The sequence below is a fragment of the Kitasatospora cathayae genome, from assembly GCF_027627435.1.
In the GTDB taxonomy this organism is placed as follows: domain Bacteria; phylum Actinomycetota; class Actinomycetes; order Streptomycetales; family Streptomycetaceae; genus Kitasatospora; species Kitasatospora cathayae.
Genome location: NZ_CP115450.1, coordinates 1,097,134 through 1,123,616 on the forward strand (window position 1 = coordinate 1,097,134; position 26,483 = coordinate 1,123,616).

Genomic DNA, 26,483 nt, shown 5'->3' on the forward strand with positions numbered 1-26,483 from the left:
CCCCGGATCTCCCCACTCCATGCCCGCCATAGCGATCTCTTGCACGAAGGACCGGCCCAGAGATCAGGCCGCCCGGAGTCTCGGGCCCCGGTCACTAAATGCTTTCGTAAGCATTTCGTTGGGGCCTACGACTGGTCCCAATACGACTGGTCCCAACCTTACGGGTCAGGTGTCGCCTTGGTGCGGCCGCCCGTCCTCGGGGGACGCATTGTCATCGTCGAAGTCGACGTCGACGTGCTGCTCGGGGCGGCGTTCTTCCTGGTTCGCGATGGATTCCAGGACTTTCTCGTCTGCCTCGGTGAGCGGTGGCTGCAGAATGCTTCGCGGCCACAGTCGCCGGTGCAGAACCACGTTGGTCTCGGCCGCGTACACGGTGATCGTCGCGGCCAGAGCGAGCCAGGAGAGCAGGCCGATCACGGTTGCGAAGAACCCGTAGACAGCTGTGGCGTGGCGCAGCTGGTGGGCCACGAGGACGGCACCGAAGGCCTGCAGGACTGTGAACAAAGGCCCGGCGATCGCACATCCGGGCAGCAGGGCGCGAGTGGAGATGATCTTGGGAGTCAGGATGCGAAAGCAGGCCAGGCACAGGCCCGTGTTGAGCAAGGCGGACAGGACGAGGGCGCCGATGTGGGCGGCCAGCCCGCCAAGAGTGGTGGCGACGAGGGTAGCGGCGGCCGTGGCGAGTAGCAGGCCCACGGCGAGGGTGCTGAACAGCAGCAGGCTGCGGGCCAGGCGCGGGAAGTAGCCGGGGCGGACCACTCCGGGCACGTTCCAGACCTCGGCCATGGCGTGCTGAAGGACCTGGGCGATACCGAGCGCGCCATATACCAGGCCGAGGAGGGCAACGACGAGGGCGAGGCCGCTGCCCTGGACGGAGTGGACGTTCTGGCGGAGCTGATCGCCGATGATGGGAAAGTCGACGAGCGCGGAGTTGACGATGGTCTTCTGGGCGCCGGGGTGTCCGTGGAGGATGAAGCTGAGAATGGTGCTGAGCAGGAGCAGCAGCGGGATCAGGGCCATGAACCCGTAGTAGGCGATCAGGGCTGTGAGCAGACTGCCGCGGTCATCTCCGTACTTCTTGATCACGCCGACGACCATTCCCGGGACCGCGTGGTGCTGCTGGGCACGGTCGAGAGCGCGGAGGGTGCGTTCGACGGGGTTCATGCCTGGGCCTTCCGGGCTGGGGGACAGTCGGCTGGGTACGGCGGCCGCAGCTGCCAGCACCAATGTCAGCCCAACCGTTGACCAGATCCGGAGGACGCCGCGCGGCTGGCTCCGGGACCGTGGTGCGGGCCGCGGATGACCCTGACCCATGTGGGTCGACGGCCAGCGCGCTCCATAGCTTTCGGGCGTAAAGGTGCCGATACGGGGCAGACGCGGTGCAGGTAACCGGGCTCATGAGGAGGATGGTCATGGGCGCAGGTAAGAAGATAGAACACACGGCAGAGACCGTTAAGGGAAAGACAAAGGAAGCCGCCGGCAAGGCCGTCGGAAACGAGACCCTCACGGCCAAGGGCAAAGCCGAGCAGGTGAAGGGTGACATGCTCCAGGCTGGCCAGAAGGCAAAGGATGCCCTCAAGCACTGACCAAACACCCCTGGAACGCAAGTCCGCCTCCCATCACTAGTACCGGGGGCGGACTTGCTGCGTCGCCTGCCTTTGACTTCACCGAACGCCTGCGCCGCCCCAGCAGACCTCAGCGTCGGCCACCGTCCTTCAGGGTGGCTAATTGGCGTCTCCCCACCCCCAGCCACCGTCGGATGCCGGCCGGTGCCAGTAGATCGGGCCCGCGACTCTGTCCCTGCTCACCTGGAGCGCGTAGTCGCGAACGACCACGACGGCCAGCGGAACGTGCTTGCCGATCGGGCCGGGCAGGTCACCGGATAGTCCGCCAGCCTCCGTCCGTACCGGCTGTGCACCCGATCGGACGGCGCCCCGCAGTCTGGACACGGCACGGGCACGGCCTCCGGCGTCGATGCCTCGATCACCACGCGGCCGTCCCGCACCTCCATGCACTCGATCCGCATGCCCACGAGATGCGGAAGCAGAAAGGAGTTCACCTCACACGCGGTCAGCATCCACCCGGATAGGACGGAGCGTCACCGAGCGCACGGAAGCACGATCGACTTCACGGAATCCGTGCCTGAACCGCATCAATCCGATAGACCCTGTCACACGTGGCCAAACATGAGAATCGGCAAGCCCTCATTTCGAGCCTCCAGAGCGGCCCGCACGACGCTGGGGCGCGCCCCACGCCAGGGTCTGAGGCGCGCCCGGGGTGCACCGGCCAGCAAGCACCAGACACAATCCGCAAGCGACGTTTCCACAGGTCAGCGCATTCGTCCGCGCACCTTCAGTGGGATCGACGGGAGCTCTGGGGCCCGCAACCGGGCGCCGTCGTAGCCATGAACTTCACCGAATCGCGAGCCCTTCTCCCAGTCGTTCCGCGCCTGTACGATCTCCTCACCGGATCGGCCGATGAAGTTCCACCACATGGCAATCAGCCGAACCCCGAGGCCCATCGACCCTGGCGGCCCACACCCCGCCACCCCCCATCGTCCGCCAGAGCGCGTCACAGGTCGGAAGAAGTTGACGTGTCGGGAATCCCCGACGCATGATGGCGTCATGGCGGACGTCGATGTCTTCAGTGCGCTGGCCAACCCGGTGCGGCGCAGGTTGCTGGAAAGCCTCCGGAGCGGGCCTCGCGCGGCCGGCGAGCTGGCGGGCGACTTCGAACTCAGCAGACCGGCAGTCTCCGAGCACCTGGCGGTACTCAAGAGTGCCCGGCTAGTGCGCGAGGAGCCACGCGGACGGCATCGGTACTACCACTTGGAGCCCGATCCGCTCGCCGAGGTCGAGGAGTGGCTCCATCCGTTTGAGCGGTATTGGAGACAGCGGATGCGATCGCTGCGCGATGTCCTCGAGAAGGAGAGCTGACGAGCGCCTCCGGAGAGAGCCATCACAGGGCACTTTCCGGGCACACGAGGGGTGAAAACGCTGCTGACCAGGGAAAACTGGTGAATACGGTTTCCGCAGGTCAGGGGGATGCATTACCCGTACGAGCACTACTGGTGGGCGCGGATGCGTTCGCTGCACGGGCTCCTGGACGAGGAGAGTTCATGACCGAGAAGGCCGCGATCCACTGCGACGAGTTCCTGCCGTACCCGCCGGCGCGGGTGTGGGAGGCGTTGACCGATCCGGAGCTGCACGCGCGGTGGTGGGCCGCCGGAGACGTGAAGGCGGTGGTCGGACACCGGTTCACCCTGGACATGGGGCCGTGGGGGCAGCAGCCGTGCGAGGTGGTCGAGGTGGAGGTGGAGCGGTTGCTGCGGTACGGCTTCGGCGCGGGCTCGCTGGACACCACCGTGACCTGGCGGCTGGTGCCCGAGGGGCACGGGACGCGGCTGCTGCTGGAGCACGCGGGGTTCGACCTGGACACCCCGATGGGCCGGCAGGCCCACCACGGGATGGGGCAGGGCTGGCCGTCGGTGCTGCGCCGGATCGCCCCGGCACTCGCGGAGTAAGGAGCAAGGAGTCAGGCGCGGCCGAGGACGCGCTCGACGGCGATCTCGATGACCACCCGGTCCGGGTTCTCCCGCGGCGTGCGGTAGCGCTCGGCGTAGCGGCGCTCGGCGTCGGTGACCTGCTCGGGCTCCTCGCGCACCACGGCGACGCCCTCCAGGGTGGACCAGCGGGCCCGGTCGACCTGGCAGACCGCGACCGGCAGGCCCTCGGGCCCGGCGGCCGCCACGTTGCGGGCCTTGCGGCTGGTGCGGCTGGTGATGACCCGGGCCGTTCCGGTCGCCGGGTCGAAGGTGACGCCGACCGGCACCACGTGCGGGGTGCCGTCGGGGCGGGTGGTGGTCAGGGTGGAGATGTGCCGCTCGCGCCAGAAGGCGAGGAAGGCGTCGTCGAGGTCGCGCGGGTCGTGGGCCATGATCGCGATGGTACGGCCCCCGGGAAACGATCAACTCCCGGGGGCCGTGCCGGCACGGAGATCAGTGGCCGCGGGCGATCCACTCCGGCAGGGCCGGGGCCTCGGCTCCGATCGTGGTCGGGTCGCCGTGGCCGGTGCGCACCACCGTGTCGGCCGGGAGGGAGAGCAGCCGTTCCCGGATCGAGTCGATGATGGTCGGGAAGTGCGAGAACGAGCGGCCGGTCGCGCCCGGGCCGCCCTGGAACAGGGTGTCGCCGGTGAACACGGTGCCGAGCCCGGGCGCGTACAGGCAGACCGCGCCGGGCGCGTGGCCGGGGGTGTGCAGCACGGTCAGCTCGGTGCCGGCCACCTCGATCCGCTGGCCGTCGGTGAGTTCGCCGTCCGGGAGCCGCTCGGGGTGGGTGAGCTTCCACAGCGGGAGGTCGTCCGGGTGCAGCAGGATCGGCGCGCCGGTGCGCTCGGCCAGGGCCGGGGCGGCGTCGACGTGGTCGTTGTGGGCGTGGGTGGAGACGATCGCCAGCAGCCGGCGCCCGCCGAGCGCGGCCTCGATGGCGTCGGCGTCGTGCGCGGCGTCGATCACCACCGCCTCCTCGTCGTCGCCGACGATCCAGACGTTGTTCTCCACCTCCCAGCTGCCGCCGTCGAGTTCGAAGGTCCCGGCGGTGACCAGCCGGTCGATCCGGGCGGCCATCAGAACACCACCACCGAGCGGAGGACGTCGCCGTGGTGCATGCGCTCGAAGGCCTGCTCCACCGCGTCGAGCGCGATGGTCTCGGTGACGAAGGCGCCGAGGTCCAGGCGGCCCTGGAGGTACAGGTCGATCAGCATCGGGAAGTCCCGGGAGGGCAGGCAGTCGCCGTACCAGGAGGACTTGAGCGCGCCGCCGCGGCCGAAGACGTCCAGCAGCGGCAGTTCGAGGGTCATCTCGGGCGTCGGCACACCGACCAGGACGACGGTGCCGGCGAGGTCGCGGGCGTAGAAGGCCTGCTGGTACGTCTCCGGGCGGCCGACGGCCTCCACCACGACGTCCGCGCCGTTGCCGCCGGTCAGCTCGCGGATCGCCTCGACCGGGTCGGTGGTGCGGGAGTTGACGGTGTGGGTGGCGCCGAGCTTGCGGGCGGTCTCCAGCTTGCGGTCGTCGATGTCCACCGCGATGATCTCGGAGGCGCCGGCCAGCCGGGAGCCCATCACCGCCGCCCCGCCGACGCCGCCGCAGCCGATCACGGCGACGGTGTCGCCGCGGCCGACGTTGCCGGTGTTGATCGCGGCGCCGAGGCCCGCCATCACGCCGCAGCCCAGCAGGCCGGCGACGGCCGGCTCGGCGGCCGGGTCGACCTTGGTGCACTGCCCGGCCGCGACCAGGGTCTTCTCGGCGAAGGCACCGATGCCCAGCGCCGGGGACAGCTCGGTGCCGTCCAGCAGCGTCATCTTCTGCTTGGCGTTGTGGGTGTTGAAGCAGTACTGCGGACGCCCGCGCTTGCAGGCGCGGCACTGGCCGCACACCGCACGCCAGTTGAGGATGACGAAGTCGCCGGGCTCGACCTCGGTCACGCCCTCGCCGACCGACTCCACGATGCCCGCGGCCTCGTGGCCGAGCAGGAACGGGAACTCGTCGTTGATGCCGCCCTCGCGGTAGTGGAGGTCCGTGTGGCAGACGCCGCACGCCTGGATCCGGACCACCGCCTCGCCCGGCCCCGGGTCCGGCACCACGATCGTGGTCACCTCCACGGGCGCGCCCTTGGCACGCGCGATGACTGCCTTGACCTGCTGGGCCATCCGATTCCACCTCCGTCGGCCGGGTGCGGCTCTGCACCGGCGTGACCTGCGACGAGCGACTGCAGGAGAACTCTAGAAGCACTCCGGTGCGTCCGCCCACGAAGGGTATCCGACACGTGCCGCGGGCATATCCGCCGCCTGACCACGGCTCACGCGGCGCCCGATCCCGCGCGGTCCGGCTCCAGGGGGCGCGCGGCTCGCGCTGAGCGCTCGTCAGCGTGCCACGAACTGCCCGGAAAGCACCGCCGTTGGCTGGAAGTGCCGCTGACGGACGCCCCGCCACCCACGTACGGTCGTAGCAGAGACGGTCCACGCGACCACGCACAGCACATCCGTCCCATCTGACGGCACGCCACCGCGCGCCGCACGTGCCGGGCGCGCACCGACCGTACGCCCCCGCACGTTTCGCGCCATCCCGCACGCGGGCCCGCGCCTCCCCGGCACCACCGCACCAACCGGTCCGCCGCACCCCGGAACCACCGCGCCACGTCGTTCCCCGCGCCACCCGCACCGCCGGCCCCGAGTCGAGCCGCCCCGGCCGAACCACCCGTCCCCGCACGAACCCCGGATCCACCCCCCGTCGGGCCGCCCCCGCGGTCCCTGCCCTGGAGTCTGGAGTACGGATGTCCACCGAGAACAGTGCGACCGGTGCCGGCACCGGCACCGCCCCGCTCCCCCCGATGCACTGCCTGCGCCACCTGGAACCCGGCCCGCCCCGACTCGCCGCGCTGCCCACCGGCACCCCGGTCTGGCTGGTCAGCCGGCACGCCGACGTCCGGCAGGTGCTGACCGACCCGCGCCTGGGCCGCGCCCCGCTCTACGCGCCGGACGCCCCGCCGCTCATGGTCACGCCGAACATCCTGGACGATCCGCAGAGCATGCTGAACATCGACGGCACCGAGCACCAGCGGCTGCGCCGCACCGTGCAGCGGGCGTTCACCCCGCGCGCGATCGCCCGCTGGAAGCCCTGGGTGGCCTCGGTGGTCGAGTCGCTGATCGACGAACTGATCGACCGGGGCTCCCCCGCCGACATCGTCGCCGCCTACAGCCGGCCGCTGCCGGTCGCGGTGATCAGCCGGCTGATGGGCCTGGACAACCTCGACAGCAAGCGGCTGGCCCACTGGAGCGACCACGCGCTCTCCACCACCGCCTTCAGCGCCGAGGCGATCGGCACCGCGATGACCGAGTTCGCCGCCTTCGGCGCCGAGGTGATCGCCGAGCGCCGCGCCGACCCGGGCGAGGACCTGGTCAGCAGCCTGCTCGCGGCCGCCGCCGAGGACGGCTCGATCACCGAGGGCCAGCTGGTCGCGCTGGTCATCGGCCTGGTGGTGGCCGGGCACGAGACCACCATGACCAGTCTCGGCAACGCCCTGGTCTACCTGCTCCAGGACGGCCGGGACGCCTGGCAGCGGCTCGCCTCCGACGAGGCCAGCGCCGCCGCCGCGACCGAGCAGATCCTGCGGGCCGTCCCGCTCGGCGACGTCACGGAGCACATGCCCGGGCTGCTGCGCCGCACGGTGGAGGACGTCGAGATCGGCGGGGTGGTCATCCCGGCCGGCAGCGTCGTCGCCGCCGACACCGGCGCCGCCAACCAGGATCCGGAGGTCTTCACCGGGGACCTGCGCACCGAGCTGTTCTCCCCGCTGGCCGCGCCGATGCTCACCTTCGGCGCCGGACCGCACCACTGCCTGGGCGCCTGGCTGGCCCGGATGGAGCTCGAACTGGCCCTGCACCGGCTCGCCCGGCGGCTGCCCGCGCTGCGGATGGCCGACCCGGTCGAGGACGTCGACTGGCGGCGCGGGCTGCTCACCCGCAGCCCCGACTCGCTGCGGGTCATCTGGTGACGGGCTCCTCCGGTGCGGAGGCCGTGGTGGTCCGGGTCGACCGGGACCGCTGCATCGGCTCCGGGATGTGCGCCCTGAGTGCCCCCGAATCACTGGCCCTGGACGCCGACGGACGGGCCCGGCCGGTCGACCGATATGCCGACGGCGGCGCGGAGTTGACGGACGGGCTGGCCGAGGCGGTGGAGTACTGCCCGGTCGAGGCACTGGCCCTCCACTCGGCGCACGGCGGGTACCGGATCGCCCCGGCGGAGTGACCGGCCCCGGTGTCGCCCGCCGCGGATGCGGCAGGCGGCACCGGGGTTCGCCGGGCCGGACGGACGGCTCGCCGGGCCGGCCGGATCGATGAGCCCGGCTGGATCGATGAGCCCGGCTCGGTCAACTCGACCCGGCGGCTGGTCCGTTCGAACACCGGCGCACCGACCCGGCCCTCCAACCGCTTGATCAGCTGCGAGACCCGCCCCTGCGAGACGCCGAGCAGCTCCGCCGTCCGCCCGAAGTGCAACTGGTGCACCAGGACGGAGAAGCACTCCAGCTCCTGCAACGGCAGCTCGGGCGACACCGGCGACGGCACCGGCCGCGGCACCGGGGGGCGTGCGTTCCACCCGGGCAGTCTATGCCGGGGGAGACGGTCCTCCTCCCTCAGTTGTGCAACAGGCGGTTGAAGAACGTGCGGTACTGCTGGAGGGCGACCCGCAGTTCCTCGGTCTCGACCTCGTCACCGCGGTTCCACTGGCTCTCCAGACTGCTGCGGCGGTCGGCGAAGGATTCGGACAGCCGCTGCATGAGGTCGGCGACGAGGGCGTCGGCCGAGTGGACGGCCTCCCGGGGATCGTCGACGAAGTCCGTCTGCACCTGCTGCCAGCGTTCGCGCAGTTCCCGGGCCTCCTCGGCCGGCAGCAGCGGTTCGCCGTCGGGGCTGCGGTCGGCGTCGGGACTGCGGTCGGCGTCCGGCCGCTCCGGGGCCTTGCCCTCCTCGGCCGGTGCCCGGTGCTCGGCCGCCTCCTCGGGCGGTCGCCCGGTGGCCTCGGTGGCCTCGCCCGGGAAGACGGCTCGTTGCGCGCCCTCCTCCGGTTCCTCGGATTCCCCTCGGTCCTCGCGTTCCCCGCCTTCCCCGCCTTCCTCGGATTCCCCGGGTTCTTCGCGTTCCCCGCGTTCCTCGCGTTCCCCGCCTTCCCCGCGTTCCTCGGAGCCGAACACCGCGGCGGCGTCCTCAGCGGGCCCGGTCCGCTGTTCCTCCTCGGCGGCGGCGGTGTTCTCGGCGGTCATCCGCCCCTTGTCGTCGAAGTGCATGTGCGACATCCCGGTCATCTCCTTTCGGCCCCGGCACCCCGGTCCGGGGGCTCGTCACCGTTCAGGAGCTCTGCGAACAGCGCGCGGTAGTGCACCATCGCGCCCCGGAGCTCCTCGGTGGTGGCGTCGTCCCGTCGGGCCGAGTCGTTGATCGCGTGGGCCTTGCGATAGTGCTCCAGCGTCCGCCCGTGATCGACGGACAGGTCCCGGAGCTGTTGTTCGTAGCCTTCGGTGGGATAGCCGCGGTCGTGCATCAACAGGGTGACCAGCCGGTCGGCGTGCTGGACGGCTTCGCCCGGCCGGTCGACGAACTCCTGCTGGACCCGCGTCCAGTCCTCGGTGTACTGCCGTCTCGTGTCCGGCGGCAGCGGCGTGATCCTCAGTTGGTCGTGGCGTCGTTCCCGCTCCCGCAGATCCTGCTCGGCGGACCGGTGGCTACCGGCACGGCGGACGGCGCGCTCGTACTCCGGGCCGAACCGCTGCTGCAGTCGGCGCCGGCGGTTCACGTACCACAGCACCGCGGTGGCCAGGAGCAGCACGGCCACCACGGGGACGATGATCGCGATGAGGGTCCCGGTTGACATCAGGTCCTCCCTCGTCCTTCGGTGCCCAGCGGCTGACCACAATCAGCGGGTCGAAACCTCCTGCCCTGGGAGCTCGCGTCCCGCCCGGCGCCCGCAGGCGAGCACGGCGCGGAGTTCGGCAGCCGGGTCGCCCTCGTGGTACGGGCGTTCGCTGGGCTCGATGTGGTCGAGGAACTCCTGGTACCGCAGGGCGTACGACAGGTGGTACAGCGGTTCGGCGAGGTGGAGGGCGCGCTGCGGGTCCGAGCCCGGGGCGTGCCGGCGCCAGGCTGCCGTCCACACCCCGGCGTGGTGCCGCCAGGCCTCCGCAGTGAGGTAGGCCCGGGGGCGCAGGCCGTCCAGGGCCGGGTGGCCGAGGCAGGCGTCGGCGTAGTCGACCACGACTGGGCTGCCGTCGTTCGTGCGCCAGTTGCCGGGGTGGAAGTCGCCGTGCAGCAGCGTCTCCGGGAGCCCGCAGGCGGCCAGCTCCGCCAGCAGCGCGGGCAGGCCGACGGCGAACTCCCGCAGCCGGTCCAGCTCCTCGGCCGTCAGGTCGGTCTCGACGGGGAGCCGGTCCAACAGCGCCACGAGCTGGGTGTGCAGCGCGGCGGGCGTACGGTCGCGCAGGCCCGCGAGCGCGGCCGGGCGCTCGGCGAGCGCGGCCTGGGCGGCGACGAAGCGTGGCACGACGTCCGCGACGGTCCCGGGGGACGGGCTCCAGCCGTCCTCACCGGGGACGTGGTCGAGCAGCAGCCACCCGTGGGCGGGGTCGGCGGCGAGGACGGTCGGGACGAGCGAGGGATCGACGCCGCCGAGCAGCCCGATGACCTCCCCCTCCGCTGCGGTGAACCGCGGGCTGGTGGTCTTCAGCCAGGCGTCGGTGCCGGTGGCGGTGGGGAAGCGGAAGAGCGCGGACAGGTTCCAGGTGCGGATCTGCCGCGCGGCGGCGGCCGGGCGGCCCACGGCGGCGAGCCGCGCCTGCGCCCAGGTCAGCGCCGCGCGCAGGCCCTCCGGCGTGGCCCAGGCGGCGCGCCGGGCGGCGGGCGCCAGGCGAGCAACCGTTTCGCCGGCCGGCGGGCGGGGGTCGAGGGCGGTCGGCCGCTGGAGCGCTTCGGCGTGGTAGCGCACCCGGCCGCCGTGGCCGGGGTCGTCGCTGTGCCCGTCGACCAGTCGCGTCACCAGCACCGGCACTCCGGCCAGTTCCGTCACCCGTGCGACGACGCCGTCCACGGCGGACCACCATCCGAGGGCCACCTCGAACGGGCCCACCTGCCCGAAGTACTCGTCCCCGTAGGTGAGATCGACCGTCACGGTCCGGCTGCTCGCTCGCTGCATCCCGGCAGCTTCGCCGACGGAGCCCCGGGAACGCGAACGGTTTTCCACGGGAACGACCGGGCTGTGAGAGCATCCTGCCATGCGCGGACTGACGGTCCTGGGAACGTGCGGGACCTGGCCGGAGGCCGGGCGGGCCGCGAGTGGGTTCCTGCTGGAGTACGACGGGTTCCGGCTGGTGCTGGACCTCGGCTACGGGACGCTCCCCCGGCTGCTGGAGCACTGCGGCGCCGGGGAGTTGGACGCCGTCGTGATCACCCACGAGCACCCCGACCACTGCGCCGATCTGAGCGCGCTGTGCCGGGCCCGCTACTTCGCCGAGCCGCGGGGCGCCCGGCTGCCGCTGTACTGCACCCCCGGGGTGGTCGAGCGGGTTCAGGCGATGGAGCCGACCGAGGAGCTGAGCGAGGTCTTCGAGGTGCACCGGCTCCCGTCGGACGGCCACCGGGTCGGGCCGTTCCGGCTGGAGTCCGCGCTGCTGCCGCACCATGTCCCGCACGCGGGCGTACGGTTGACCACCCCGGGTCTGGTCCTCGGCTACAGCGGCGACGCCGGGCCGGGCGACGCGCTGGCCGAACTGGCAGCGGACGCCGACCTGTTCATCGCCGGAGCCACCCTCCGCGGCCCCGACCGCGACCCGCACCTGCTGAGTGCCGTCGAGGCCGGGGCCTGGGCCGCCCGGGCCCGGGCCCGCCGGCTGCTCCTCACCCACTTCTGGCCCGGCGGCGACCGCGACGGGTCGGCCGCCGAGGCCGGAAGCGCGTTCACGGGCGAGGTGCTCGTGGCGGAGGAGGGTCTGGTGCTGCCCTGCTGACGCTTCGCTGCCCGAAGCCCTGCCGAGGGGTGCATGTCTGACGATTCGTCAGGGTTCGTCGAGCTGTTCTTCGAGGACGCCCTCGCGCGCGATGATGTAGCCGAGGTGGCCGCGGCTGCGGCTGCCGAGGAGTTCGCTGGCCTTCTGGACGTGGCTGGAGACGGTGCGGGTGCTCATCCCCAGGCGGGAGGCGATGGCCTTCTCCAGCGCGGGGCTGATCTCCTCGCCGGCCAGCAGGCGGATCGGGAGCTGGGCCTGTCTCATCACGTCCTGGTAGGCCTGCTCTGCGGCGGTGAAGGCGGTGCGCAGCTCGGCGAGCTGCTCCTGGTGGGCGAGCACGGCGAGTTCGAGCGGCCGGGTCAGGCCGGTGACCGCGAGGTCGGGCCGGACGGGGGTCAGCCGCTGCCTTTGGCGCCGGGCAGGGTGCGCAACGGGCCCATGCTGAGCAGGCATTGGGGCGCCTGTCCGGCGGCGCCGTCCTCGGCGAGGGCCGCGCGGTAGTCCGGCGGGCGGGAAGAGCGGCCCCGCCCGCCGGAGGTCAGGACCCCCGCCGGATCTGGTCCCCGGCCGGACCGGGTGCTACCGGATCGCCACCGCCGTACCGGAGACCCGCACCCGGGCGTCCTCGGCGCGCAGTTCGACCCGCAGCACGCCGGGGCGGCCGAGGTCCTCGCCCTGGTGCAGCGTCAGCACCGCCGGGGCCGCCACCGCGCCCAGCTCGCGCAGGTACGCGCCGAAGGCGGCCGCGGCGGCGCCGGTGGCCGGGTCCTCGACCACGCCGCCGACCGGGAACGGGTCACGGACGTGGAAGACCTCGGGGGCCTCCCGCCAGACCAGTTGCAGGGTGACCAGGTCGCGGGCGCGCATGAAGGCGGCCAGGCCGTCGAAGTCGTAGTCCAGGCGGGCCAGTCGCGCCCGGGTGCCGGCGGCGAGCACCAGGTGCCGGGCGCCGGCGTAGCCGATCCGCGGCGGCAGCGCCGGGTCCAGGTCGCCGGCCGCCCAGCCGAGCAGGGCGAGCGCCTCCTCGACGTCCGCCGCCGGCACCTCCTCGACCTTCGGCTCGACACTGGTCAGCGTCGCCCGCAGGCCGTCGGCACCGCGCTCGACCTCGACCGGGACGTCGCCGGCGGCGGTGCCGAACACGTACCGCCCGGGACCGATCCGCTCGGCCAGCGCGACGGCGGAGGCCACCGTCGCGTGCCCGCAGAACGGCACCTCGGTGAGCGGACTGAAGTACCTTACGCGGTAGGTGCCTTGGGATTCGCCGGGGGTCAGGAAGGCGGTCTCGGAGTACCCGACCTCGGCGGCGATGGCGAGCATCCGCTCCTCGGTCAGTCCGGTGGCGTCGAGCACCACGCCCGCCGGGTTGCCGCCCTCGGGGCGGATCGCGAAGGCGGCGTAGCGGAGGATCTCAGGGGCGTCGTCGGTCATGACCGGACGAACGTCCCGCCGGCGGTCGCTGTTCCCGCTCACCGCAGCACCGCCTCCAGGAAGTCCGAGCCCAGCCGGGCGCTGCCGGACAGGTCCAACTGTTGAAGTGCTCTCCCGGCTGAAGCCGGGAGATTCCTGCTCACCTTGCGGTAGCGGGCTTGACGCGCTTCGCGCGCCTGACGACTGCCCTTCCGGCAGCCGGGATGAGCGCGAGGCCCATCCGGTACAGGTGCAAGACGTTCCGGGCCGCGTTGTGGTCGGCGTCGCCCGACCAGCCGCAGTCCGGGTTCTTGCACACGAACACGGCCTGGGACTTCCTGCTGCCGGGCGTGGTGAAGCCGCACACGGAGCAGCGCCGGGAGGTGCCGGGGGCGGGGACCTTGACCAGGGTGCCGCCGTGCCGGGCGGTCTCGTACGTCAGCATGGTGACGGTGCGGCCCCATGCCTCGCCGTTGATGGAGCGGTTCAGCCCGGCCTTTTAGGCGACGTTCTTCCCTGGCTCTTCGGTCGTTCCTTTGGCGGACTTGACCATGTTCGTGATGGTGAGCGCTTCGACCACGACCGTGCCGTAGGTGCGGGCGATGGCGGTGGTCGTCTAGCTGTCCTCGGGGGCCGGGCGGCGGCGCCGGCGGTGCTGACGGCACTGCTGGCCTCCGGTCCCGGGCTGCTGTGGGGGGCTCGCGGTGACCACGGCGGTCGGGGCGCTGGCGGTGCTGCGGCCGGGGCCGACGGAGTAGCACCGACCAGATGGGATGATCATCCGCATGGCCCTGACCCCGTACCAGCAGCAGCTCCACGACCGAGTCGTCGCCGCCGAAGTGATCCCCCCACCCGAGCCGTGGCGGCAGGTCGGTCGGGGGATCGTCCCGGTCGGTGGACTGCTCGGCATCGGCTTCGCCGTCCATCCGGAGACGGGGCACGACCTGGTGCTGACCGTCTCCAACAGCGGGCACGGCCTGTTCGACGCGGTGACGGGCGAGAAGCTGGAGCGCGACTACGACCCGGAGGATGACCCGGACGGACCGGACCTCTCCTGCCCCGGCCTCGGCCCGGTCGCCGACGTCCGGATCCCGGTGGCCGGCCTGTGGGGCGGCGGACTGCACAGCGGTGCCGCCGGCGGCTGGGGCGTCGAGGTGATCTCCCCGGAGTGGCCGAGCCACCGCGTCCTGCTCGTCCATGGCGAGGGGCCGGAACGGAACGGGCAGCACGGCGAGACGTGGTGGCACGTCTTCCACTCCTCCTGGTCCACCTTCCGCGCCGCCGGCTTCTCCCCCACCGGCCGCACCCTCGCCGTGGCCACCAGCAGCGACCTCACCCTCTGGACCCGGCACTGATCCTGGCCCGCCCCTGGCAGGGAGCGCGATCGGCCGAGCCTCCGGATGCGAACCGGGCCCCCGGCCCCGATCCTGGCGACGAGGCGTGCCCGGCCCGAGGAAGGACTGCACACACCATGAGCGAACGAAGTCAGCGAATCATCGGAAGGTGCGCGTTGCGCGAACCGCTCACCGAGCGAAGCGAGGTGGGCGCATGAGCGCTCTCGACTTCGAGATCATCGACTCCCCCGACAGCTCGCTCAACAAGACCTCCGTCCTGGTCACCGGCCCGAACGACGCCCTGCTGGTGGACGCCGGGTTCACCCGTTCCGACGGGCGCCGGCTGGTCGAACGGGTGCGGGCGAGCGGCAAGCGGCTGACCACCGTGTTCGTCAGCCACGGCGACCCGGACTTCTACTTCGGCGCCCAGGAGGTCCAGGACGCCTTCCCCCGGGCCCGCTTCCTGGCCACCGCCTCGACCGTGGAGCACATCCAGGAGACCTTCGACGACAAGCTGCGCGCCTGGGCGCGCCTGGGCCCCGAGCTGCCCACCCGGCTGGTGCGGCCCGAAGTGCTGCCCGGGGACGAGATCGTCTTCGAGGGCCACCGGTTCGAGCTGCGCGGCGCCGACTTCCACCTGCCCGACCGGCACTACCTGTGGCAGCACCACCACCGCGCGGTGCTCGGCGGGGTGCTGCTGTTCGAAGGCCTGCACGTGTGGACCGCCGACACCCCGACCTCCGCCCAACGGGCCGCCTGGATCGACCTGTTGGACGGCATGGAGGCGCTCCACCCGACCTGGGTGGCGGCCGGCCACCGGGTCGCCGACGCCCCCACCGACCTGAACGCCATCGACCACACCCGCGCCTACCTGCGCGCCTTCGAGACCGAGCTGGGCCGGACTCCGGACGCGGCCGCCGCCAAGGAGGCACTGGAGCGGCGCTTCCCGGAGCTGGGGCTGCGGATCGCGGTCGACATCGGCACCAAGGTCGCCAAGGGCGAGATGGCGTGGAGGTGAGCGCACGGTGATCGAGATCCCCAGGGACGTCGAGGGCTTCGCCGAGTCCCCCGCCCCGGCCGACGTGGTGCGCCGCCAGTACCTGGCCTCCGCCCGGGGCGACCTGGCCGCACTGCGCGGCACCCTCGCCGAGGACGTCGAGTGGACGGAGATGGCCGGCTTCCCGTTGGCCGGCACCTACCGCACCCCGAAGGGCGTCACCGCCAACGTCATGGAGCGCCTGGCCGCCGAGTGGGACAGCTGGACGACGCACGACGACAGTTACGTGGTGGACGGCGAGAACGTGGTGGTGCTCGCCCGCTACACGGCCGTCCACAAGACCACCGGAAAGGCGCTCGCGGTCCGGGTCGCCCACCACTTCGTGGTGCGCGGCGGCCGGATCGTCCGCTTCGAGCAGTTCACCGACACCGCGCTGGTCAGGGACGCGATGACGCCCTGACCGCGCCGTTCACCCGAACGGGCGAGCGTCATGCGGCGCGCCCATCGCGGTCTCGACACACCACCCGGACAGCGGCAGGCTGGCCCCTGAATCTTCAACGGAGAGCAAGGAGTTGGGCATGGCGGGCAGCGAGCGGCCGATCGTGATCGTCGGGGCCTCCCTGGGCGGTGCCAAGGCCGCCGAGGCCCTGCGCGAGGCCGGGTACCGGGGCCGCATCGTCCTGATCGGCGAGGAGCACGAGCGCCCGTACGAACGGCCGCCGCTGTCCAAGGGCTACCTGCTGGGCAAGGACGCCCGGGAGAAGATCTACGTCCACCCGCCGCAGTGGTACGCCGAGCACGACGTCACGCTGCGCCTGGGCACCGCGGTGTCCGCGATCGACCCGGCCGCCCGCACCGTGACCCTCACGGACAACGGCGAGGTGGCCTACCACAAGCTGCTGCTGACCACCGGCTCGGCGCCGCGCCGACTGCCGGTGCCCGGCGCGGACCAGGACGGCGTGCTGTACCTGCGCCGGGTCGAGGACAGCGAGCGGATCAAGGCAGCGCTGCGACCGGGCGCCCGGATCGCGGTGATCGGCGCCGGCTGGATCGGCCTGGAGGTGGCGGCCGCGGCCCGTACGGCGGGCGCCGAGGTCACCGTCCTGGAGGCGCTGGAGCTGCCGCTGCTGCGGGTGCTCGGCCGGGAGGTCGCCCAGGTCTTCGCCGACCTGCACCGCGACCACGGCGTGGACCTGCGCTTCGGCGTCCAGGTGACCGAACTGACCGGCGCCGACGGCACGGTGAGCGGCGTGAAGCTCGGCGACGGCAGCGAGGTGGCGGCCGACGCGGTGGTGGTCGGCATCGGCATCTCCCCCGCCACCGCCCTGGCCGAGGCCGCCGGGCTGGAGGTCGACAACGGCATCAAGACCGACCAGCACCTGCGCACCTCCGACCCAGACATCTACGCGGCGGGTGACGTCGCCAACGCCTTCCACCCGCTGTTCGGCAAGCACCTCCGGGTCGAGCACTGGGCCAACGCCCTCAACCAGCCCCAGACCGCCGCCCGCGCGATGCTCGGGCAGCCGGACGCGGTGTACGACCGGGTTCCGTACTTCTTCACGGATGCCGAGTGGACACCCCGGCATCCGAACGAGCCGGTGGCCTCGCGGGACAAGCTGAGCATGGAATACCTCGGCTACGTCGAGCCCGACGGCTACGACCGGGTCCTGTTCCGAGGGGACGTGAAGGCCAACGAGTTCATCGCGTTCTGGCTCAAGGACGGCCGGGTCCTCGCCGGTATGAACATGAACGTCTGGGATGTAACCGACCCGATCCGCGAACTGATCGCCTCCAAGCGCGTGGTGGACGCCGACCGCCTGGCGAACCCGAAAGTCCCCCTCGACGAGGTCTGAGACCCGACCGGAGCCCTGGCCGACGAGCAGCCAACCAAGGCCCCGTCCGTTCACCGCTGAGGGATTCACACGGACGGGGCCGGTTCGGTGGTCAGGGCTCCATCCGGCAGGCGTACACACCCTCGGCGAGCAGGGAGAAACCGTGCCGTTCCCAGGCCCGGCGAAGCCGTCCGTGCACTCGCTCGCGCACTCGACCGCGCGGCGGACAGCGGGCGCAGCCTCGCGGCGGCCAGTGATGTTCAGCACCTCCATGCCACATGAGCGGCGACGGCGTCAGGGCCTTGCCTGGGCACCGTGCGCAGTCCACCCGGGCTGTGATTGCCGCGACTGGCGCAGGGACGGGGGCCGTGCTTCCCACCGAAGCGGCTGGCCCGGCCACCGGAACCACGGTGGCGTGCACGGCCCGCAGCAACAGGCCGTACCGTGCCGCAGCGGCGAACGCGAACTCCAGCACCGCCTCGGCGGGGCGGCGGGCGTCCACGCCCACCACCACCTGATCGCGCTGTTCCGGGCCCGCCGACTCGGCCGGGAGCAGCACAGTAGGGCAGCTGGCCCGGGCCGCGAGGTACAGCGCAGCGGACCCGACCCGCAGGCCAGCGAAGCCGCCGTCGCCGCGAGTCCCGACCACCAGTAGTTCGGCGTCCTCGGCGGCGGCGCAGAGCGCCGACGTGGCGACGTCGTGGACCTCCTCGTGTGGAAGAGCACTCCGGGGTGGCGCACGGCGAGGACGTGCCGCACCTCGTGCAGCAGGCCGCCCCTGTCGGACGGCTGCCCTGCCGTCCGGCCGGGCAGCGGGTGGGGCATCAGGGGCAGGGCGTGCACGACGCGGAGCGGTCGGCCGCGCAGCAGCGCCTCGCGCGCGGCCCAGTCCGCGGCCGCCAGGCTCGCCTCGGAGGTGTCGACGCCGACGGTGACGGGCAGCTCCACGGTGGTTGTCTCCTCGATGACGGCCCCCCTGATCCTCGGTCAGGAACCCTGGGTCCGGCGGGAGACGGGGGGACGGACATGGCTGAGGTCTCCTCTGGGGCGTCGGGCGCGGCACCCGGCAGCTGCGTTCCGCCCCGTCGTCACCGCCGGGACGCGGTGGCGCACAGGGCCGGTCGGGGCACGTCGGGACCGGACGGACAGGACCTGTGGCCCTGCGTTCCCGGACTGCCCGGCCCTGGGCCGGCGCCCCCCGAGGACGGAGTCTGGCGGAGCCTGCCGATCGGTGCAGGCGCGCCGTACGACGCAGCTCCCCGAGACTGGACGGAACATGATCGACAGCACCAGAGAGACCCGGGCTCACGCTCGGCTCGATGACCGCGGACGCCGCCTACGGCGGTGACGACACCGTGCCCGAGCTGGTCCGGGACAAGCGCGACGGCGGCTGGGCCCTGTGGGAGACGCTCTCCCGCAAGGCCCCCGACCTCGGCCGGCCGCCGTCTTCAACGGCAACGTCGCCGAAGCCGCCTGGGAGTCCTTCACCCTGACGATGCGCAGCCCCGTCCTGCTCAAGCGGATCGAGGCGTTCAGTCGCAACGCCCCCGGCACCGGCGCTCTCATGACCTTCAAGGACTCGCCGTGGCTGATGTCGATCGTCGTGCCTCGCCCGCCGCACTTCGACGGCCAGCCCGAGGACGTGTTCACCCTGTGGGGCTACGGGTTGTTCATCGACACCCCGGGCGAGCACACCGGCAAGGCCATGGCGGAGTCGACCGGCCGGGAGGTCCTGGACGAGCTGGTCGGCCAGCTCGGCTTCGGCGACATCGCCGACGAGGTCCGCGCGACCACCACCGTGACCACGGTGACGATGCCCTACATCACCAGCCAGTTCGCACGGCGCGACGTCAGCGACCGTCCGCTGGTGATCCCGCACGGCGCCCGCAACTTCGTCTTCCCCGGGCAGTCGTGGAGATCCCTGAGGACGTGGTGTTCACCGTCGAGTACTCGGTACGCGGCGCCATGCACGCCGTCTACCGGCTGCTCGGCCTCGACAGGTCCGTCCCGCCGGTGCACCACGCCCTGCTCGATCCGAAGACGGCGTTCCAGGCCCTGAAGACCGCCTTCGGTCCCAGGAGACGGGGGAGTCCGGCGGGCCGCCCGCCACTCCCCCACCACCGAGGGACTTCCGGCCCGCGCCGAAGGCCCGGACGACCCTGGACCCGCCCGCTGATCTCGGCGACGCTGGTCCGCACCCGCACGTGGCGGCACTCCCCTGACACCGCACGAGAACCGGAGTATTACCCATGAGCACATACGTACTGGCCGGTGTCGACGGCTCGTCCGAGAGCACCGCCGCGGCGTGCTGGGCTGCCGCCGAGGCCGTCCGCCGCGGTCTCACCCTGCGCCTGGTCCACGCTCAGACCTGGCTGGACGACATCCACGCCGACCCCGGTCAGCCGGCCGACGTCCGCGCGCTGACCACCCGGATGCTCTCGGACGCCAAGCAGGCGGTCCTCGACTCCTACCCTGGTCTGGAGATCCGGGCAGAGCTGATCGGGGGCGCGGAGCCGGTCAATGCGCTGGCCGAGGCGCTGGCCGAGGAGGCCTCCGACGCGGAACTGCTGGTCCTCGGTTCGCGGGGACTCGGGGGTTTCGCAGGCCTGCTGGTCGGATCGGTCGGCCTCGCCGTCGCCGGCCGGTGCGAGGTGCCGGCGGTCTTCGTCCGCGCCGGGGAGTCCGAGCGGCCCGGCGGCCCCGATCGGCCCGAGGTGGTCGTCGGCGTCGACACCCGCGGCCCCTCCCCGGAGGTCGTCGAGTTCGCCTTCCACGAGGCCGCCCGGCGCGGAGCCGTCCTGCGCGCCGTCCACGGCTGGGAGCCGCCGCCAGTCTGGGGCTATGCCGGCTGGGTGCCCCCGCTGGCCGAGGCGGAGCAGTTCCGGGCGATCGAGGGCGAACTGCTCACCGAGGCGCTGACCGGCTGGCGGGAGAAGTTCCCGGAGGTCGAGGTGGTCGAGGACAGCCGGATCGGCACCGGTTCCTCGGCGCTGGTGGACGCCTCCATCGGCGCCTCCGTCGTGGTGGTCGGCCGCCGGCGGCGCCCGCACCACGTCGGCCTTCGGCTCGGCCCGGTCGCGCACGCCGTACTGCACCACGCGCAGGCACCGGTCGCGGTCGTGCCGCACGACTGACCGGACACCACGCCCGAAGGCGGTGGGCCCCACGAAGGCGTGGGGCCCACCGCCTTTTCTCCTGCCCCCGTACGGTCCGGCGGGGTGCCGGCGGTGGTGGATGTACCTGGTGAGGGGCCCGACGGCGGACTGCGGCGCCTCCCCGGGGTGAGCGGTCCGTACGGCTGGCGCCGGGCCCTTGCTCCGGGTTCCGGAACGGCGCGAGCCGGGGACGGTCTCACCCGTCCCCGGCTCCACGTCCTCGGCGCGGCTCCTCCAGCCGCTACCGCGCGGGCGTGATGAGGCCGTAGTGGCCGTCGTAGCGGTGGTAGAGGACGTTGCCCCGCCCGGTGGCGGTGTCGGTGAAGAAGACGAACGGCAACCCGGTGAGGTCGAGCCTCGACACCGCCTCGGCCACCGCCAGTTCCGGCACCCCGGCGGTGCTCACGGTGAGTCCCGGTTCCGGCTCGCCGACGGGCCCGGCGGTGGCCAGGCGGTGCCCGCCTGCGCGCTCGTCGCGGTAGACGACGCTGTCGCAGCCGGTGGTGGCGTCAGTGAACAGGTGGAAGTCGTAGTCCATGGCCTCCATCTCGAACACGGCGGCCCGGGCGCTCTGGCTGGGCAGGCTGTAAGCCTTGTGCCGCACGATCCGCCGCTCCTCCGGCGCCAGGCCTCGCCGGTGCGGGCGGTGCTCACGGGCCGCCTCGTCGTCCCAGGCACCGCGACCGGCCGGGACATGCTGGCGGCGGGGGTCGCGGTGCCGGTGTACCCGAGCGAGCCGGGCGGTCAGCCGGTCCTGAAGCAGGTCGACGGCCTCCTGCATGGTCGCGGCCGCCACGTGGGCGCGGACGGGGCGGCCGTTGAGGTCCACCACGGCCTGGGCGATGGCCGGCTTGACGACGGCGTGGTTGCTCTCCTGGGTGAGCTTCACCCGGGCCGCGAGCACCGGCTCGTGCTGCCGCTCGACGACGGCCAGCAGCTTCGCCTTGGCGTAGTCCGGCGCGGCGAGGGACACCTCTCCCCGGGTCTCGACCTGGATGTCGTGGGCGATCGGCGTGTGCAGACGGTTCATCAGGAGCCCTGCCTTTCGGATGTGGTTTCAGACTGCCGGGTGCCGGAGGGCGCCGTGGTCGGCCGCGCGGCCCGTCGGCAGGGCCGCACGGCCCTTCCCCGCGCCGTTCAGGGCGGCGCGGACGGTGGTCCCGGTGGTTCCCAGGACGGTTCCGAGGGCATTGTCGAGCGGGCCGATGACGGCCAGGCCTCCGGTCCGTTCGGCGAACGCGGCGGCGGCCTCGGCCTTGGGCCGCATCGACCCCTCGGGCAGGTCCAGCGCGCGCAGGCGCTCGGGTGTGGTGGTCACCAGCGGGCCGGGGTGGGCGGTGCCGTAGCGGGTGAACACGTGCGTGACGTCGGTGAGGATCAGCAGGGCGTCGGCGTCGAGCTGCTCGGCGAGGAGGGCTGCGGTGAGGTCCTTGTCGACGACGGCCTCGGTTCCCCGGAGCAGGCCGGTGTCGCGGTCGCGGACGACCGGGACGCCCCCGCCGCCCCCGCAGATCACCACTGCTGCGCCGCCCAGCAGGCGGCGGACGAGGGGCGCTTCGAGCACCGCCCGCGGTTCGGGCGACGGAACGACGCGGCGGTGGTGCGCGCCGTCCGGCGCCGTGGTCCAGCCGCGCTCGCGTTCCAGGGTCTTCGCCTGCTGCGCGCTGAGTTGCTGGCCGATGAACTTGGTGGGGTGGGTGAACGCCGGGTCGTGCGGGTCGACCTCGGTGTGGGTGACGAGGGCGGCGACCTCCCGTCCGGGGAGCCGGTTCATCAGTTCCCGCGCGAGCAGGGTGCCGATCATGCCCTGGGTCTGGGCGCCGAGCACGTCCAGCGGGTAGGGCGCGGTGAGGGCCGGGTCCGTCTCGCTCTCGACGGCGAGCAGGCCGATCTGCGGGCCGTTGCCGTGGGTGATCACCACCTCGTGCCCGGCCTCGACGAGCTCGGCGAGCGAGCGGGCCGCCTGGTGGACGTGGTGCAACTGGACCTCGGCGTCCGGGTGTTCGCCCCGCTGGAGCAGGGCGTTCCCGCCGAGGGCGGCGACGATGCGCACGGTCAGTTCCTCCCCAGGGTGGCGACCAGGATCGCCTTGATGGTGTGCATGCGGTTCTCGGCCTGGTCGAACACCAGCGAGGCGGGCGACTCGAAGACCTCATCGGTGACTTCGAGGCCCTCCAGTCCGTGTCGGGCGGCGAGTTCGGCGCCGAGGTCGGTGCGGGTGTCGTGCAGCGCCGGCAGGCAGTGCAGGAAGGCCGTGCCCGGGTTGCCGGTGGCGGCGAGGGTCTTGGCGTTGACCTGGTACGGCAGCAACTGCGCGATGCGGTCGGGCCAGTGGTCGTGGTCCTCGCCCATCGAAACCCACACGTCGGTGTAGAGGTAGTCGGCTCCGCGCACGGCCTGGGTCACGTCCTCGGTGACGGTCAGGCGGGCCCCGGCGTCCAGCGCGAGCGCCCGGCACGCGGCGACGCGCTCCGGCTCGGGCCACAGTGCGCGCGGCGCGGCGATCCGGACGTCCATGCCCAGCAGGCTTCCCATCGCCATCAGCGAGTTGGCGGTGTTGTTGCGGGCGTCGCCGAGGTAGCAGAAGGAGATCTCCTCCAGCGGCTTCCCGCTGTGCTCGCGCATCGTGAAGACGTCGCACAGGCTCTGGGTGGGGTGGCAGGCGTCGGTGAGACCGTTGTAGACCGGTACGCCGGCGCGGCGGGCGAGTTCCGTGACGGTCCCCTGGTCGAAGCCGCGGTACTGGATGGCGTCGTACATCCGGCCGAGGACGCGGGCGGTGTCGGCGACGCTCTCCTTGTGGCCGATGTGGGAACTGTCCGGGCCGAGGTAGGTGGTGGTGGCGCCCTGGTCGGCGGCGGCGACCTCGAAGGCGCAGCGGGTGCGGGTGGAGTTCTTCTCGAAGATCAGCGCGAGACGGCGGCCGGTGAGCCGGGGCGTCTCGGTGCCGGCCCGCTTCGCGGCCTTCAGCTCGGCGGCGAGGTCGAGCAGGTGGTGGATCTCGGCGGCGGTGAAGTCGAGTTCGTCCAGGTAGTGGCGGCCGTGCAGGTCGGTGGTCATGGCGGTTTCTCCTTTGTGGGGGTGGTCAGTTGGCGGGGTCGCGCTGGATGGGGCAGCTCATGCAGCGCGGGCCGCCGCGGCCCCGGCCGAGCTCGGATCCTGCGATGGTGACGATCTCGACGCCCTGCTTGCGCAGGTAGGTGTTGGTGGTGGTGTTGCGCTCGTAGCCGACGACGACGCCGGGTTCGAGGGCGAGGAAGTTGCTGCCGTCGTCCCACTGTTCGCGCTCGGCGGCGCGCATGTCCTGCTCGGCCGAGAGGAAGCGCACCTTGTCCAGGTCGAGGGCCTCGGCGAGCGAGGTGGCGAGGTCGGCGTCGGGACGGACGTCGAAGCCGGCAGGGCGCTCGGGGGCAGGTGTCAGGGTCCAGGAGCGCAGTCGGTCGGCGAGGCCTGGGTACACGGCGAAGGCGTCCCGGTCGATCATCGTCAGGACGGTGTCCAGGTGCATGAAGGCGCGGCTCTCGGGCAGCCGGACGGCGATCAGCCGGTGCGCGGTGCCGGTCAGGAACAGCTGCCGGGCGAGGGTCTCCACGGCCTGCGGGGTGGTGCGCTCACCCATTCCGACCATCACGACGCCCTCGGCGAGGACGTGGACGTCGCCGCCTTCCAGGGTGCTGCCCGGGGCCCGGACGGTGCCGTCCAGCAGCGGAGGCGCGGTTTCGGCGAACAGCGGGTGGAAGCGGTAGATCGCCGCGGTGTGCAGGGTCTCCCGGCGGCGGGCCGGGCGGGCCATCGGATTGAGGCTGTAACGCCCGCCGATCCAGCAGGAGTTGTCGCGCGGGAAGAGGTGGTTGGGAAGCGGCGGCAGGGCGAAGTCCTGCTCCCCCAGCGCGCTCCAGACCAGGCTGTGCGGGCTCTTCAGCGGCAGGTCGTCCTTGAGGACGCCGCCGATCAGGTACTCGGCGAGGGTCGGGCCGTCGAGGTCCTCGCACAGTGCCCGGACCAGGTCGACCAGGGCTGGACCGACGGTGGCCTCAGTGACGATCTGTCCGAGCAGCCAGGCCCGGGCCGGCGGCAGGGCGAGGGTCTCGCCGAGCAGGTCGGCGTAGTGGTGCACGCGGACGCCGTGGTCGCGCAGCACCTGGGCGAAGGCGTCGTGCTCCTCGCGGGCGCGCTTGGCCCACAGGATGTCGTCGAACAGCAGATCGTCGACGTTGCGGGGCGTGAGCCGGGCGAGTTCGAGGCCGGGGCGGTGCAGGATGACCTGGCGCAGGCGGCCGGCTTCGGAGTCGACACGCAGGGTGTTCATCGATGGTGCTCCTTGTTCTCAGTGCTGGTGCCGCGGGCGCAGGGCGCGGAGGATGATCGTCGGCAGGCCGACCGGGCGGGCCGTGCGGACCGGGTGGGCCACCGGCGCGGGGGCCGCTGTGCCGGTGCCGGAGGGCGCCGCCGGGGCCGTGGCGTTCCCGCTCCGCTCCCGCTTGAGCCAGATGTAGACCGGGATGCCGAGCAGGACGGTGAACAAGCCGTAGTAGACGGTCTGGTAGCCGCTGCCCTGGATCGACCAGTAGGAGAACGCCAGTGCGAGGACGGTGACAGTGACGTCCCGGGCCAGGCGCCGCCGGTCGAGCTCGGCGCGGCCGTGCTGCACCAGCCAGAGCAGCTGGGCGGCCGCGGACACCAGGTAGGGGATGACGGCGGTCAGGACGCTCAGCAGCACGATCTCGGTGAAGACCTTGGTGAACTGGGTGTAGCTGACCACGGTGAGCAGCGAGGCGAGCAGGGTGGCCGAGACGATGCCGAAGACGGGTACCTGGCCCTGTCCCCGGACCTTGGCGAAGGCGGAGGGGAACAGTCCGTCCCGGGCCGCGGCGAGCGGCATCTCGGCGCAGATCAGCGTCCAGCCGTTGAGTGCGCCGAGGCCGGAGACGATCGCGGCGGCGGCGACCAGGTTCCCGGCCCAGGTGCCGCCGGCGATGGTGTTGAACGCGTCGGTGAACGGTGCCGTGGAGCCCGTGAGTTGGGCGTGCGGGACGGTGCCGAAGACAGCCAGGGTGCCGAGCAGGTAGATCGCCGCGCAGGCCAGCGTGCCGTAGACGGTCGCGCGGCGCACGTTGCGCTTCGGGTCCCGGACCCGGCCCGCGGCGACCGAGGCGGTCTCCAGGCCGATGTAGCTGAACAGGGCGATGGCGCCCGCCGCCGAGACGGCGCCGAGGGCCGACCCCCCGCTCGCGTTGAAGGCCCCGAAGTTACCGGACTTGACGAACAGCAGTCCGGCGGTCGCCATGAAGCCCAGTGGCAGGAACTTCAGGACGGTGGTGACCACCTGGAAGGCGCCGATGTTCCGCACGCCCGTCAGGTTGACGGCCGCGGGCAGCCAGAGCCCGGCCAGCGCGATCGTGATCGACGCCCAGGTGTGGTGGCCCTTGTTGACGAACACCTCGACGTAGCCGACCCAGGCCACCGCGATGGCCGCGTTGCCCGCCCAGGCGGTGATCCAGTAGGACCAGGCGGTCAGGAACCCGGCGAACTCGCCGAATGCCTCCCGGGCGTAGACGTACGGGCCACCGCTGCCGGGCACCCGCTCGGACAGCCGCCCGAACACCACCGCCAGTGCGAGGGCGCCGACGGTCACGGCGACGAACGCCACCAGGGCGATCGGCCCGTAGGGGGCGAGCGCGGACGGCAGGGCGAACACCCCCGTCCCGATGATGCTGCCGACGACCAGCGCGGTCGCGGCGGGCAGCCCGAAGCGTGTGTCGGTTCTCCGTTGCCCCGGGGCCGCCGCGGCGGCTCGTCGATCCGATTGGTCGGGTGCGGACATGAGGGTGCTCCTCGGTCAGAGTGGAAGTCCGGGGCGGGGGTCTTGCCCATCGCTCGCCGAGGAAGATCCTCGGTCCGCCGAGCGGCTCCGCCCCAGGGGCCGACGGTCCCTGTCCCCCGTGCCCGCGGTCCCGGTCCGCCCGCCCGGTGGTCCCGGCCCGGGCCGGGACCACCGGGGCCCGGCCCCGACCCGTCGCGGTCGACCCGAGGAGGTACCGCACCCGGGCGCACGGCCCGCCGCTCTCGCGACCGGGACCACCGCTGCCGTGACCAGGACCACCGGCCCAGCGGCCGGTCCCTTCGGTCCCTTCTGCCGCCCGGCGCCCGGGCGGCAGATTCGAGGCATGCCGGGCGGCGGCCGTCCGGGCTCGATGCCT

26 protein-coding genes and 5 pseudogenes are annotated in these 26,483 nt (G+C 72.5%); 13 read left to right on the top strand and 18 right to left on the bottom strand.

Features of this window, described 5'->3' with window-relative positions:
- Nucleotides 1-165: 165 nt before the first annotated feature.
- Nucleotides 166-1,164: a YihY/virulence factor BrkB family protein gene (locus O1G21_RS05115; RefSeq protein ID WP_270141162.1), complete on the bottom strand. Its 999-nt coding sequence runs from the start codon at nucleotides 1,162-1,164 to the stop codon at nucleotides 166-168.
- A 248-nt stretch (nucleotides 1,165-1,412) separates the two neighbouring features.
- Between O1G21_RS05115 and O1G21_RS05120 the strand changes: the two genes are divergently transcribed.
- On the top strand, nucleotides 1,413-1,586 hold the full coding sequence (locus O1G21_RS05120; RefSeq protein ID WP_270141165.1) for a CsbD family protein: 174 nt from the start codon (nucleotides 1,413-1,415) through the stop codon (nucleotides 1,584-1,586).
- Nucleotides 1,587-2,329: 743 nt separating this feature from the next.
- On the opposite strand, the pseudogene O1G21_RS05125 reads toward O1G21_RS05120, so the two are convergent.
- Nucleotides 2,330-2,500: pseudogene (locus tag O1G21_RS05125) on the bottom strand (pirin family protein); the annotation flags it as partial.
- Nucleotides 2,501-2,624: 124 nt separating this feature from the next.
- Between O1G21_RS05125 and O1G21_RS05130 the strand changes: the two are divergent.
- Together O1G21_RS05130 and O1G21_RS05135 are read left to right on the top strand one after the other, a co-directional pair.
- The gene (locus O1G21_RS05130; protein WP_270141167.1) at nucleotides 2,625-2,936 is read left to right on the top strand and encodes an ArsR/SmtB family transcription factor; all 312 of its coding nucleotides are present in this window, start codon (nucleotides 2,625-2,627) and stop codon (nucleotides 2,934-2,936) included.
- Between the two features lie 182 nt (nucleotides 2,937-3,118).
- Complete coding sequence (locus tag O1G21_RS05135) at nucleotides 3,119-3,523, top strand: SRPBCC family protein (protein ID WP_270141169.1); 405 nt, start codon at nucleotides 3,119-3,121, stop codon at nucleotides 3,521-3,523.
- Nucleotides 3,524-3,534: 11 nt separating this feature from the next.
- Here O1G21_RS05135 and O1G21_RS05140 read toward each other — a convergent pair whose 3' ends face one another.
- The 3 genes from O1G21_RS05140 to O1G21_RS05150 all read right to left on the bottom strand — a co-directional run bounded on the left by O1G21_RS05140 (nucleotide 3,535) and on the right by O1G21_RS05150 (nucleotide 5,712).
- Nucleotides 3,535-3,936: a pyridoxamine 5'-phosphate oxidase family protein gene (locus O1G21_RS05140; protein WP_270141171.1), complete on the bottom strand. Its 402-nt coding sequence runs from the start codon at nucleotides 3,934-3,936 to the stop codon at nucleotides 3,535-3,537.
- A 61-nt stretch (nucleotides 3,937-3,997) separates the two neighbouring features.
- Nucleotides 3,998-4,627, bottom strand: coding sequence for an MBL fold metallo-hydrolase (locus tag O1G21_RS05145; RefSeq protein WP_270141173.1), 630 nt, complete (start codon nucleotides 4,625-4,627; stop codon nucleotides 3,998-4,000).
- On the bottom strand, nucleotides 4,627-5,712 hold the full coding sequence (locus tag O1G21_RS05150) for an S-(hydroxymethyl)mycothiol dehydrogenase (RefSeq protein WP_270141175.1): 1,086 nt from the start codon (nucleotides 5,710-5,712) through the stop codon (nucleotides 4,627-4,629). Before O1G21_RS05150 ends, O1G21_RS05145 begins: the two co-directional genes overlap by 1 nt.
- Before the next feature lie 623 nt (nucleotides 5,713-6,335).
- Between O1G21_RS05150 and O1G21_RS05155 the strand changes: the two genes are divergently transcribed.
- Together O1G21_RS05155 and O1G21_RS05160 are read left to right on the top strand one after the other, a co-directional pair.
- Nucleotides 6,336-7,556: a cytochrome P450 gene (locus O1G21_RS05155; RefSeq protein ID WP_270141177.1), complete on the top strand. Its 1,221-nt coding sequence runs from the start codon at nucleotides 6,336-6,338 to the stop codon at nucleotides 7,554-7,556.
- On the top strand, nucleotides 7,553-7,810 hold the full coding sequence (locus O1G21_RS05160; RefSeq protein ID WP_270141179.1) for a ferredoxin: 258 nt from the start codon (nucleotides 7,553-7,555) through the stop codon (nucleotides 7,808-7,810). Before O1G21_RS05155 ends, O1G21_RS05160 begins: the two co-directional genes overlap by 4 nt.
- Before the next feature lie 122 nt (nucleotides 7,811-7,932).
- On the opposite strand, the pseudogene O1G21_RS05165 reads toward O1G21_RS05160, so the two are convergent.
- The 4 genes and pseudogenes from O1G21_RS05165 to O1G21_RS05180 all read right to left on the bottom strand — a co-directional run.
- A pseudogene (locus O1G21_RS05165) lies at nucleotides 7,933-8,139 on the bottom strand (helix-turn-helix domain-containing protein); the annotation flags it as partial.
- 56 nt (nucleotides 8,140-8,195) lie between these two features.
- Entirely contained in the window at nucleotides 8,196-8,855 is a 660-nt protein-coding gene (locus O1G21_RS05170; protein WP_270141181.1) for a hypothetical protein, read from the bottom strand.
- Nucleotides 8,856-8,860: 5 nt separating this feature from the next.
- The gene (locus O1G21_RS05175; protein WP_270141183.1) at nucleotides 8,861-9,430 is read right to left on the bottom strand and encodes a hypothetical protein; all 570 of its coding nucleotides are present in this window, start codon (nucleotides 9,428-9,430) and stop codon (nucleotides 8,861-8,863) included.
- 42 nt (nucleotides 9,431-9,472) lie between these two features.
- Nucleotides 9,473-10,744, bottom strand: a complete 1,272-nt coding sequence (locus O1G21_RS05180; RefSeq protein WP_270141185.1) for a phosphotransferase family protein — start codon at nucleotides 10,742-10,744, stop codon at nucleotides 9,473-9,475.
- 79 nt (nucleotides 10,745-10,823) lie between these two features.
- Between O1G21_RS05180 and O1G21_RS05185 the strand changes: the two genes are divergently transcribed.
- Entirely contained in the window at nucleotides 10,824-11,555 is a 732-nt protein-coding gene (locus O1G21_RS05185) for an MBL fold metallo-hydrolase (RefSeq protein WP_270141187.1), read from the top strand.
- A 48-nt stretch (nucleotides 11,556-11,603) separates the two neighbouring features.
- On the opposite strand, the gene O1G21_RS05190 is transcribed toward O1G21_RS05185, so the two are convergent.
- The 3 genes and pseudogenes from O1G21_RS05190 to O1G21_RS05200 all read right to left on the bottom strand — a co-directional run.
- Nucleotides 11,604-12,008 carry a helix-turn-helix domain-containing protein gene (locus O1G21_RS05190; protein ID WP_270141189.1) on the bottom strand — a complete coding sequence of 135 codons (405 nt, stop codon included), beginning with the start codon at nucleotides 12,006-12,008 and terminating at the stop codon, nucleotides 11,604-11,606.
- A gap of 126 nt (nucleotides 12,009-12,134) precedes the next feature.
- Entirely contained in the window at nucleotides 12,135-12,986 is an 852-nt protein-coding gene (locus O1G21_RS05195; RefSeq protein WP_270141190.1) for a PhzF family phenazine biosynthesis protein, read from the bottom strand.
- 139 nt (nucleotides 12,987-13,125) lie between these two features.
- Nucleotides 13,126-13,581: pseudogene (locus O1G21_RS05200) on the bottom strand (RNA-guided endonuclease InsQ/TnpB family protein); the annotation flags it as partial.
- A 169-nt stretch (nucleotides 13,582-13,750) separates the two neighbouring features.
- On the opposite strand from O1G21_RS05200, the gene O1G21_RS05205 reads away from it, so the two are divergent.
- From O1G21_RS05205 to O1G21_RS05220, 4 genes are all read left to right on the top strand, one after another.
- Nucleotides 13,751-14,320: a hypothetical protein gene (locus O1G21_RS05205; protein WP_270141192.1), complete on the top strand. Its 570-nt coding sequence runs from the start codon at nucleotides 13,751-13,753 to the stop codon at nucleotides 14,318-14,320.
- 193 nt (nucleotides 14,321-14,513) lie between these two features.
- Entirely contained in the window at nucleotides 14,514-15,317 is an 804-nt protein-coding gene (locus O1G21_RS05210) for an MBL fold metallo-hydrolase (protein WP_270141194.1), read from the top strand.
- Between the two features lie 7 nt (nucleotides 15,318-15,324).
- Nucleotides 15,325-15,756, top strand: a complete 432-nt coding sequence (locus O1G21_RS05215) for a nuclear transport factor 2 family protein (RefSeq protein WP_270141195.1) — start codon at nucleotides 15,325-15,327, stop codon at nucleotides 15,754-15,756.
- A gap of 118 nt (nucleotides 15,757-15,874) precedes the next feature.
- A complete protein-coding gene (locus O1G21_RS05220) occupies nucleotides 15,875-17,149 on the top strand; it encodes an NAD(P)/FAD-dependent oxidoreductase (protein WP_270141197.1) in 1,275 nt (424 codons plus the stop codon).
- 91 nt (nucleotides 17,150-17,240) lie between these two features.
- On the opposite strand, the pseudogene O1G21_RS41690 reads toward O1G21_RS05220, so the two are convergent.
- Nucleotides 17,241-18,076 (bottom strand): annotated as a pseudogene (locus tag O1G21_RS41690) (universal stress protein).
- A 371-nt stretch (nucleotides 18,077-18,447) separates the two neighbouring features.
- On the opposite strand from O1G21_RS41690, the pseudogene O1G21_RS05230 reads away from it, so the two are divergent.
- The 3 genes and pseudogenes from O1G21_RS05230 to O1G21_RS05240 form a co-directional block, all read left to right on the top strand.
- A pseudogene (locus tag O1G21_RS05230) lies at nucleotides 18,448-18,977 on the top strand (oleate hydratase); the annotation flags it as partial.
- 83 nt (nucleotides 18,978-19,060) lie between these two features.
- Complete coding sequence (locus tag O1G21_RS05235) at nucleotides 19,061-19,381, top strand: hypothetical protein (protein WP_270150776.1); 321 nt, start codon at nucleotides 19,061-19,063, stop codon at nucleotides 19,379-19,381.
- On the top strand, nucleotides 19,378-20,262 hold the full coding sequence (locus O1G21_RS05240) for a universal stress protein (RefSeq protein WP_270141201.1): 885 nt from the start codon (nucleotides 19,378-19,380) through the stop codon (nucleotides 20,260-20,262). Before O1G21_RS05235 ends, O1G21_RS05240 begins: the two co-directional genes overlap by 4 nt.
- A gap of 262 nt (nucleotides 20,263-20,524) precedes the next feature.
- Here the strand turns inward: O1G21_RS05240 and O1G21_RS05245 are convergent, their stop codons facing one another.
- Genes O1G21_RS05245 through O1G21_RS05265 form a run of 5 tightly spaced genes read right to left on the bottom strand, consistent with a single transcriptional unit; the run spans nucleotide 20,525 to nucleotide 26,107 of the window.
- Nucleotides 20,525-21,313 (bottom strand): ribosome hibernation promotion factor, encoded by a 789-nt coding sequence (locus O1G21_RS05245; RefSeq protein WP_270141203.1) that lies wholly within the window; start codon nucleotides 21,311-21,313, stop codon nucleotides 20,525-20,527.
- Between the two features lie 27 nt (nucleotides 21,314-21,340).
- Entirely contained in the window at nucleotides 21,341-22,336 is a 996-nt protein-coding gene (locus tag O1G21_RS05250) for a carbamate kinase (protein WP_270141205.1), read from the bottom strand.
- 2 nt (nucleotides 22,337-22,338) lie between these two features.
- Nucleotides 22,339-23,343 (bottom strand): ornithine carbamoyltransferase, encoded by a 1,005-nt coding sequence (gene argF / locus O1G21_RS05255; RefSeq protein WP_270141207.1) that lies wholly within the window; start codon nucleotides 23,341-23,343, stop codon nucleotides 22,339-22,341.
- Between the two features lie 25 nt (nucleotides 23,344-23,368).
- A complete protein-coding gene (locus O1G21_RS05260; protein ID WP_270141208.1) occupies nucleotides 23,369-24,592 on the bottom strand; it encodes an arginine deiminase in 1,224 nt (407 codons plus the stop codon).
- An 18-nt stretch (nucleotides 24,593-24,610) separates the two neighbouring features.
- Nucleotides 24,611-26,107, bottom strand: a complete 1,497-nt coding sequence (locus O1G21_RS05265) for an amino acid permease (RefSeq protein ID WP_270141210.1) — start codon at nucleotides 26,105-26,107, stop codon at nucleotides 24,611-24,613.
- Nucleotides 26,108-26,483 lie beyond the last annotated feature (376 nt).

What these genes read in the sequence shown, in the direction of transcription:
- O1G21_RS05115 (WP_270141162.1), bottom strand. Translation starts at nt 1,164, where the DNA reads ATGAACCCCGTCGAACGCACCCTCCGCGCTCTCGACCGTGCCCAGCAG.
- O1G21_RS05120 (WP_270141165.1), top strand. Translation starts at nt 1,413, where the DNA reads ATGGGCGCAGGTAAGAAGATAGAACACACGGCAGAGACCGTTAAGGGA.
- O1G21_RS05130 (WP_270141167.1), top strand. Translation starts at nt 2,625, where the DNA reads ATGGCGGACGTCGATGTCTTCAGTGCGCTGGCCAACCCGGTGCGGCGC.
- O1G21_RS05135 (WP_270141169.1), top strand. Translation starts at nt 3,119, where the DNA reads ATGACCGAGAAGGCCGCGATCCACTGCGACGAGTTCCTGCCGTACCCG.
- O1G21_RS05140 (WP_270141171.1), bottom strand. Translation starts at nt 3,936, where the DNA reads ATGGCCCACGACCCGCGCGACCTCGACGACGCCTTCCTCGCCTTCTGG.
- O1G21_RS05145 (WP_270141173.1), bottom strand. Translation starts at nt 4,627, where the DNA reads ATGGCCGCCCGGATCGACCGGCTGGTCACCGCCGGGACCTTCGAACTC.
- O1G21_RS05150 (WP_270141175.1), bottom strand. Translation starts at nt 5,712, where the DNA reads ATGGCCCAGCAGGTCAAGGCAGTCATCGCGCGTGCCAAGGGCGCGCCC.
- O1G21_RS05155 (WP_270141177.1), top strand. Translation starts at nt 6,336, where the DNA reads ATGTCCACCGAGAACAGTGCGACCGGTGCCGGCACCGGCACCGCCCCG.
- O1G21_RS05170 (WP_270141181.1), bottom strand. Translation starts at nt 8,855, where the DNA reads ATGTCGCACATGCACTTCGACGACAAGGGGCGGATGACCGCCGAGAAC.
- O1G21_RS05175 (WP_270141183.1), bottom strand. Translation starts at nt 9,430, where the DNA reads ATGTCAACCGGGACCCTCATCGCGATCATCGTCCCCGTGGTGGCCGTG.
- O1G21_RS05180 (WP_270141185.1), bottom strand. Translation starts at nt 10,744, where the DNA reads ATGCAGCGAGCGAGCAGCCGGACCGTGACGGTCGATCTCACCTACGGG.
- O1G21_RS05185 (WP_270141187.1), top strand. Translation starts at nt 10,824, where the DNA reads ATGCGCGGACTGACGGTCCTGGGAACGTGCGGGACCTGGCCGGAGGCC.
- O1G21_RS05190 (WP_270141189.1), bottom strand. Translation starts at nt 12,008, where the DNA reads ATGCCTGCTCAGCATGGGCCCGTTGCGCACCCTGCCCGGCGCCAAAGG.
- O1G21_RS05195 (WP_270141190.1), bottom strand. Translation starts at nt 12,986, where the DNA reads ATGACCGACGACGCCCCTGAGATCCTCCGCTACGCCGCCTTCGCGATC.
- O1G21_RS05205 (WP_270141192.1), top strand. Translation starts at nt 13,751, where the DNA reads ATGGCCCTGACCCCGTACCAGCAGCAGCTCCACGACCGAGTCGTCGCC.
- O1G21_RS05210 (WP_270141194.1), top strand. Translation starts at nt 14,514, where the DNA reads ATGAGCGCTCTCGACTTCGAGATCATCGACTCCCCCGACAGCTCGCTC.
- O1G21_RS05220 (WP_270141197.1), top strand. Translation starts at nt 15,875, where the DNA reads ATGGCGGGCAGCGAGCGGCCGATCGTGATCGTCGGGGCCTCCCTGGGC.
- O1G21_RS05240 (WP_270141201.1), top strand. Translation starts at nt 19,378, where the DNA reads ATGAGCACATACGTACTGGCCGGTGTCGACGGCTCGTCCGAGAGCACC.
- O1G21_RS05245 (WP_270141203.1), bottom strand. Translation starts at nt 21,313, where the DNA reads ATGAACCGTCTGCACACGCCGATCGCCCACGACATCCAGGTCGAGACC.
- argF (WP_270141207.1), bottom strand. Translation starts at nt 23,343, where the DNA reads ATGACCACCGACCTGCACGGCCGCCACTACCTGGACGAACTCGACTTC.
- O1G21_RS05260 (WP_270141208.1), bottom strand. Translation starts at nt 24,592, where the DNA reads ATGAACACCCTGCGTGTCGACTCCGAAGCCGGCCGCCTGCGCCAGGTC.
- O1G21_RS05265 (WP_270141210.1), bottom strand. Translation starts at nt 26,107, where the DNA reads ATGTCCGCACCCGACCAATCGGATCGACGAGCCGCCGCGGCGGCCCCG.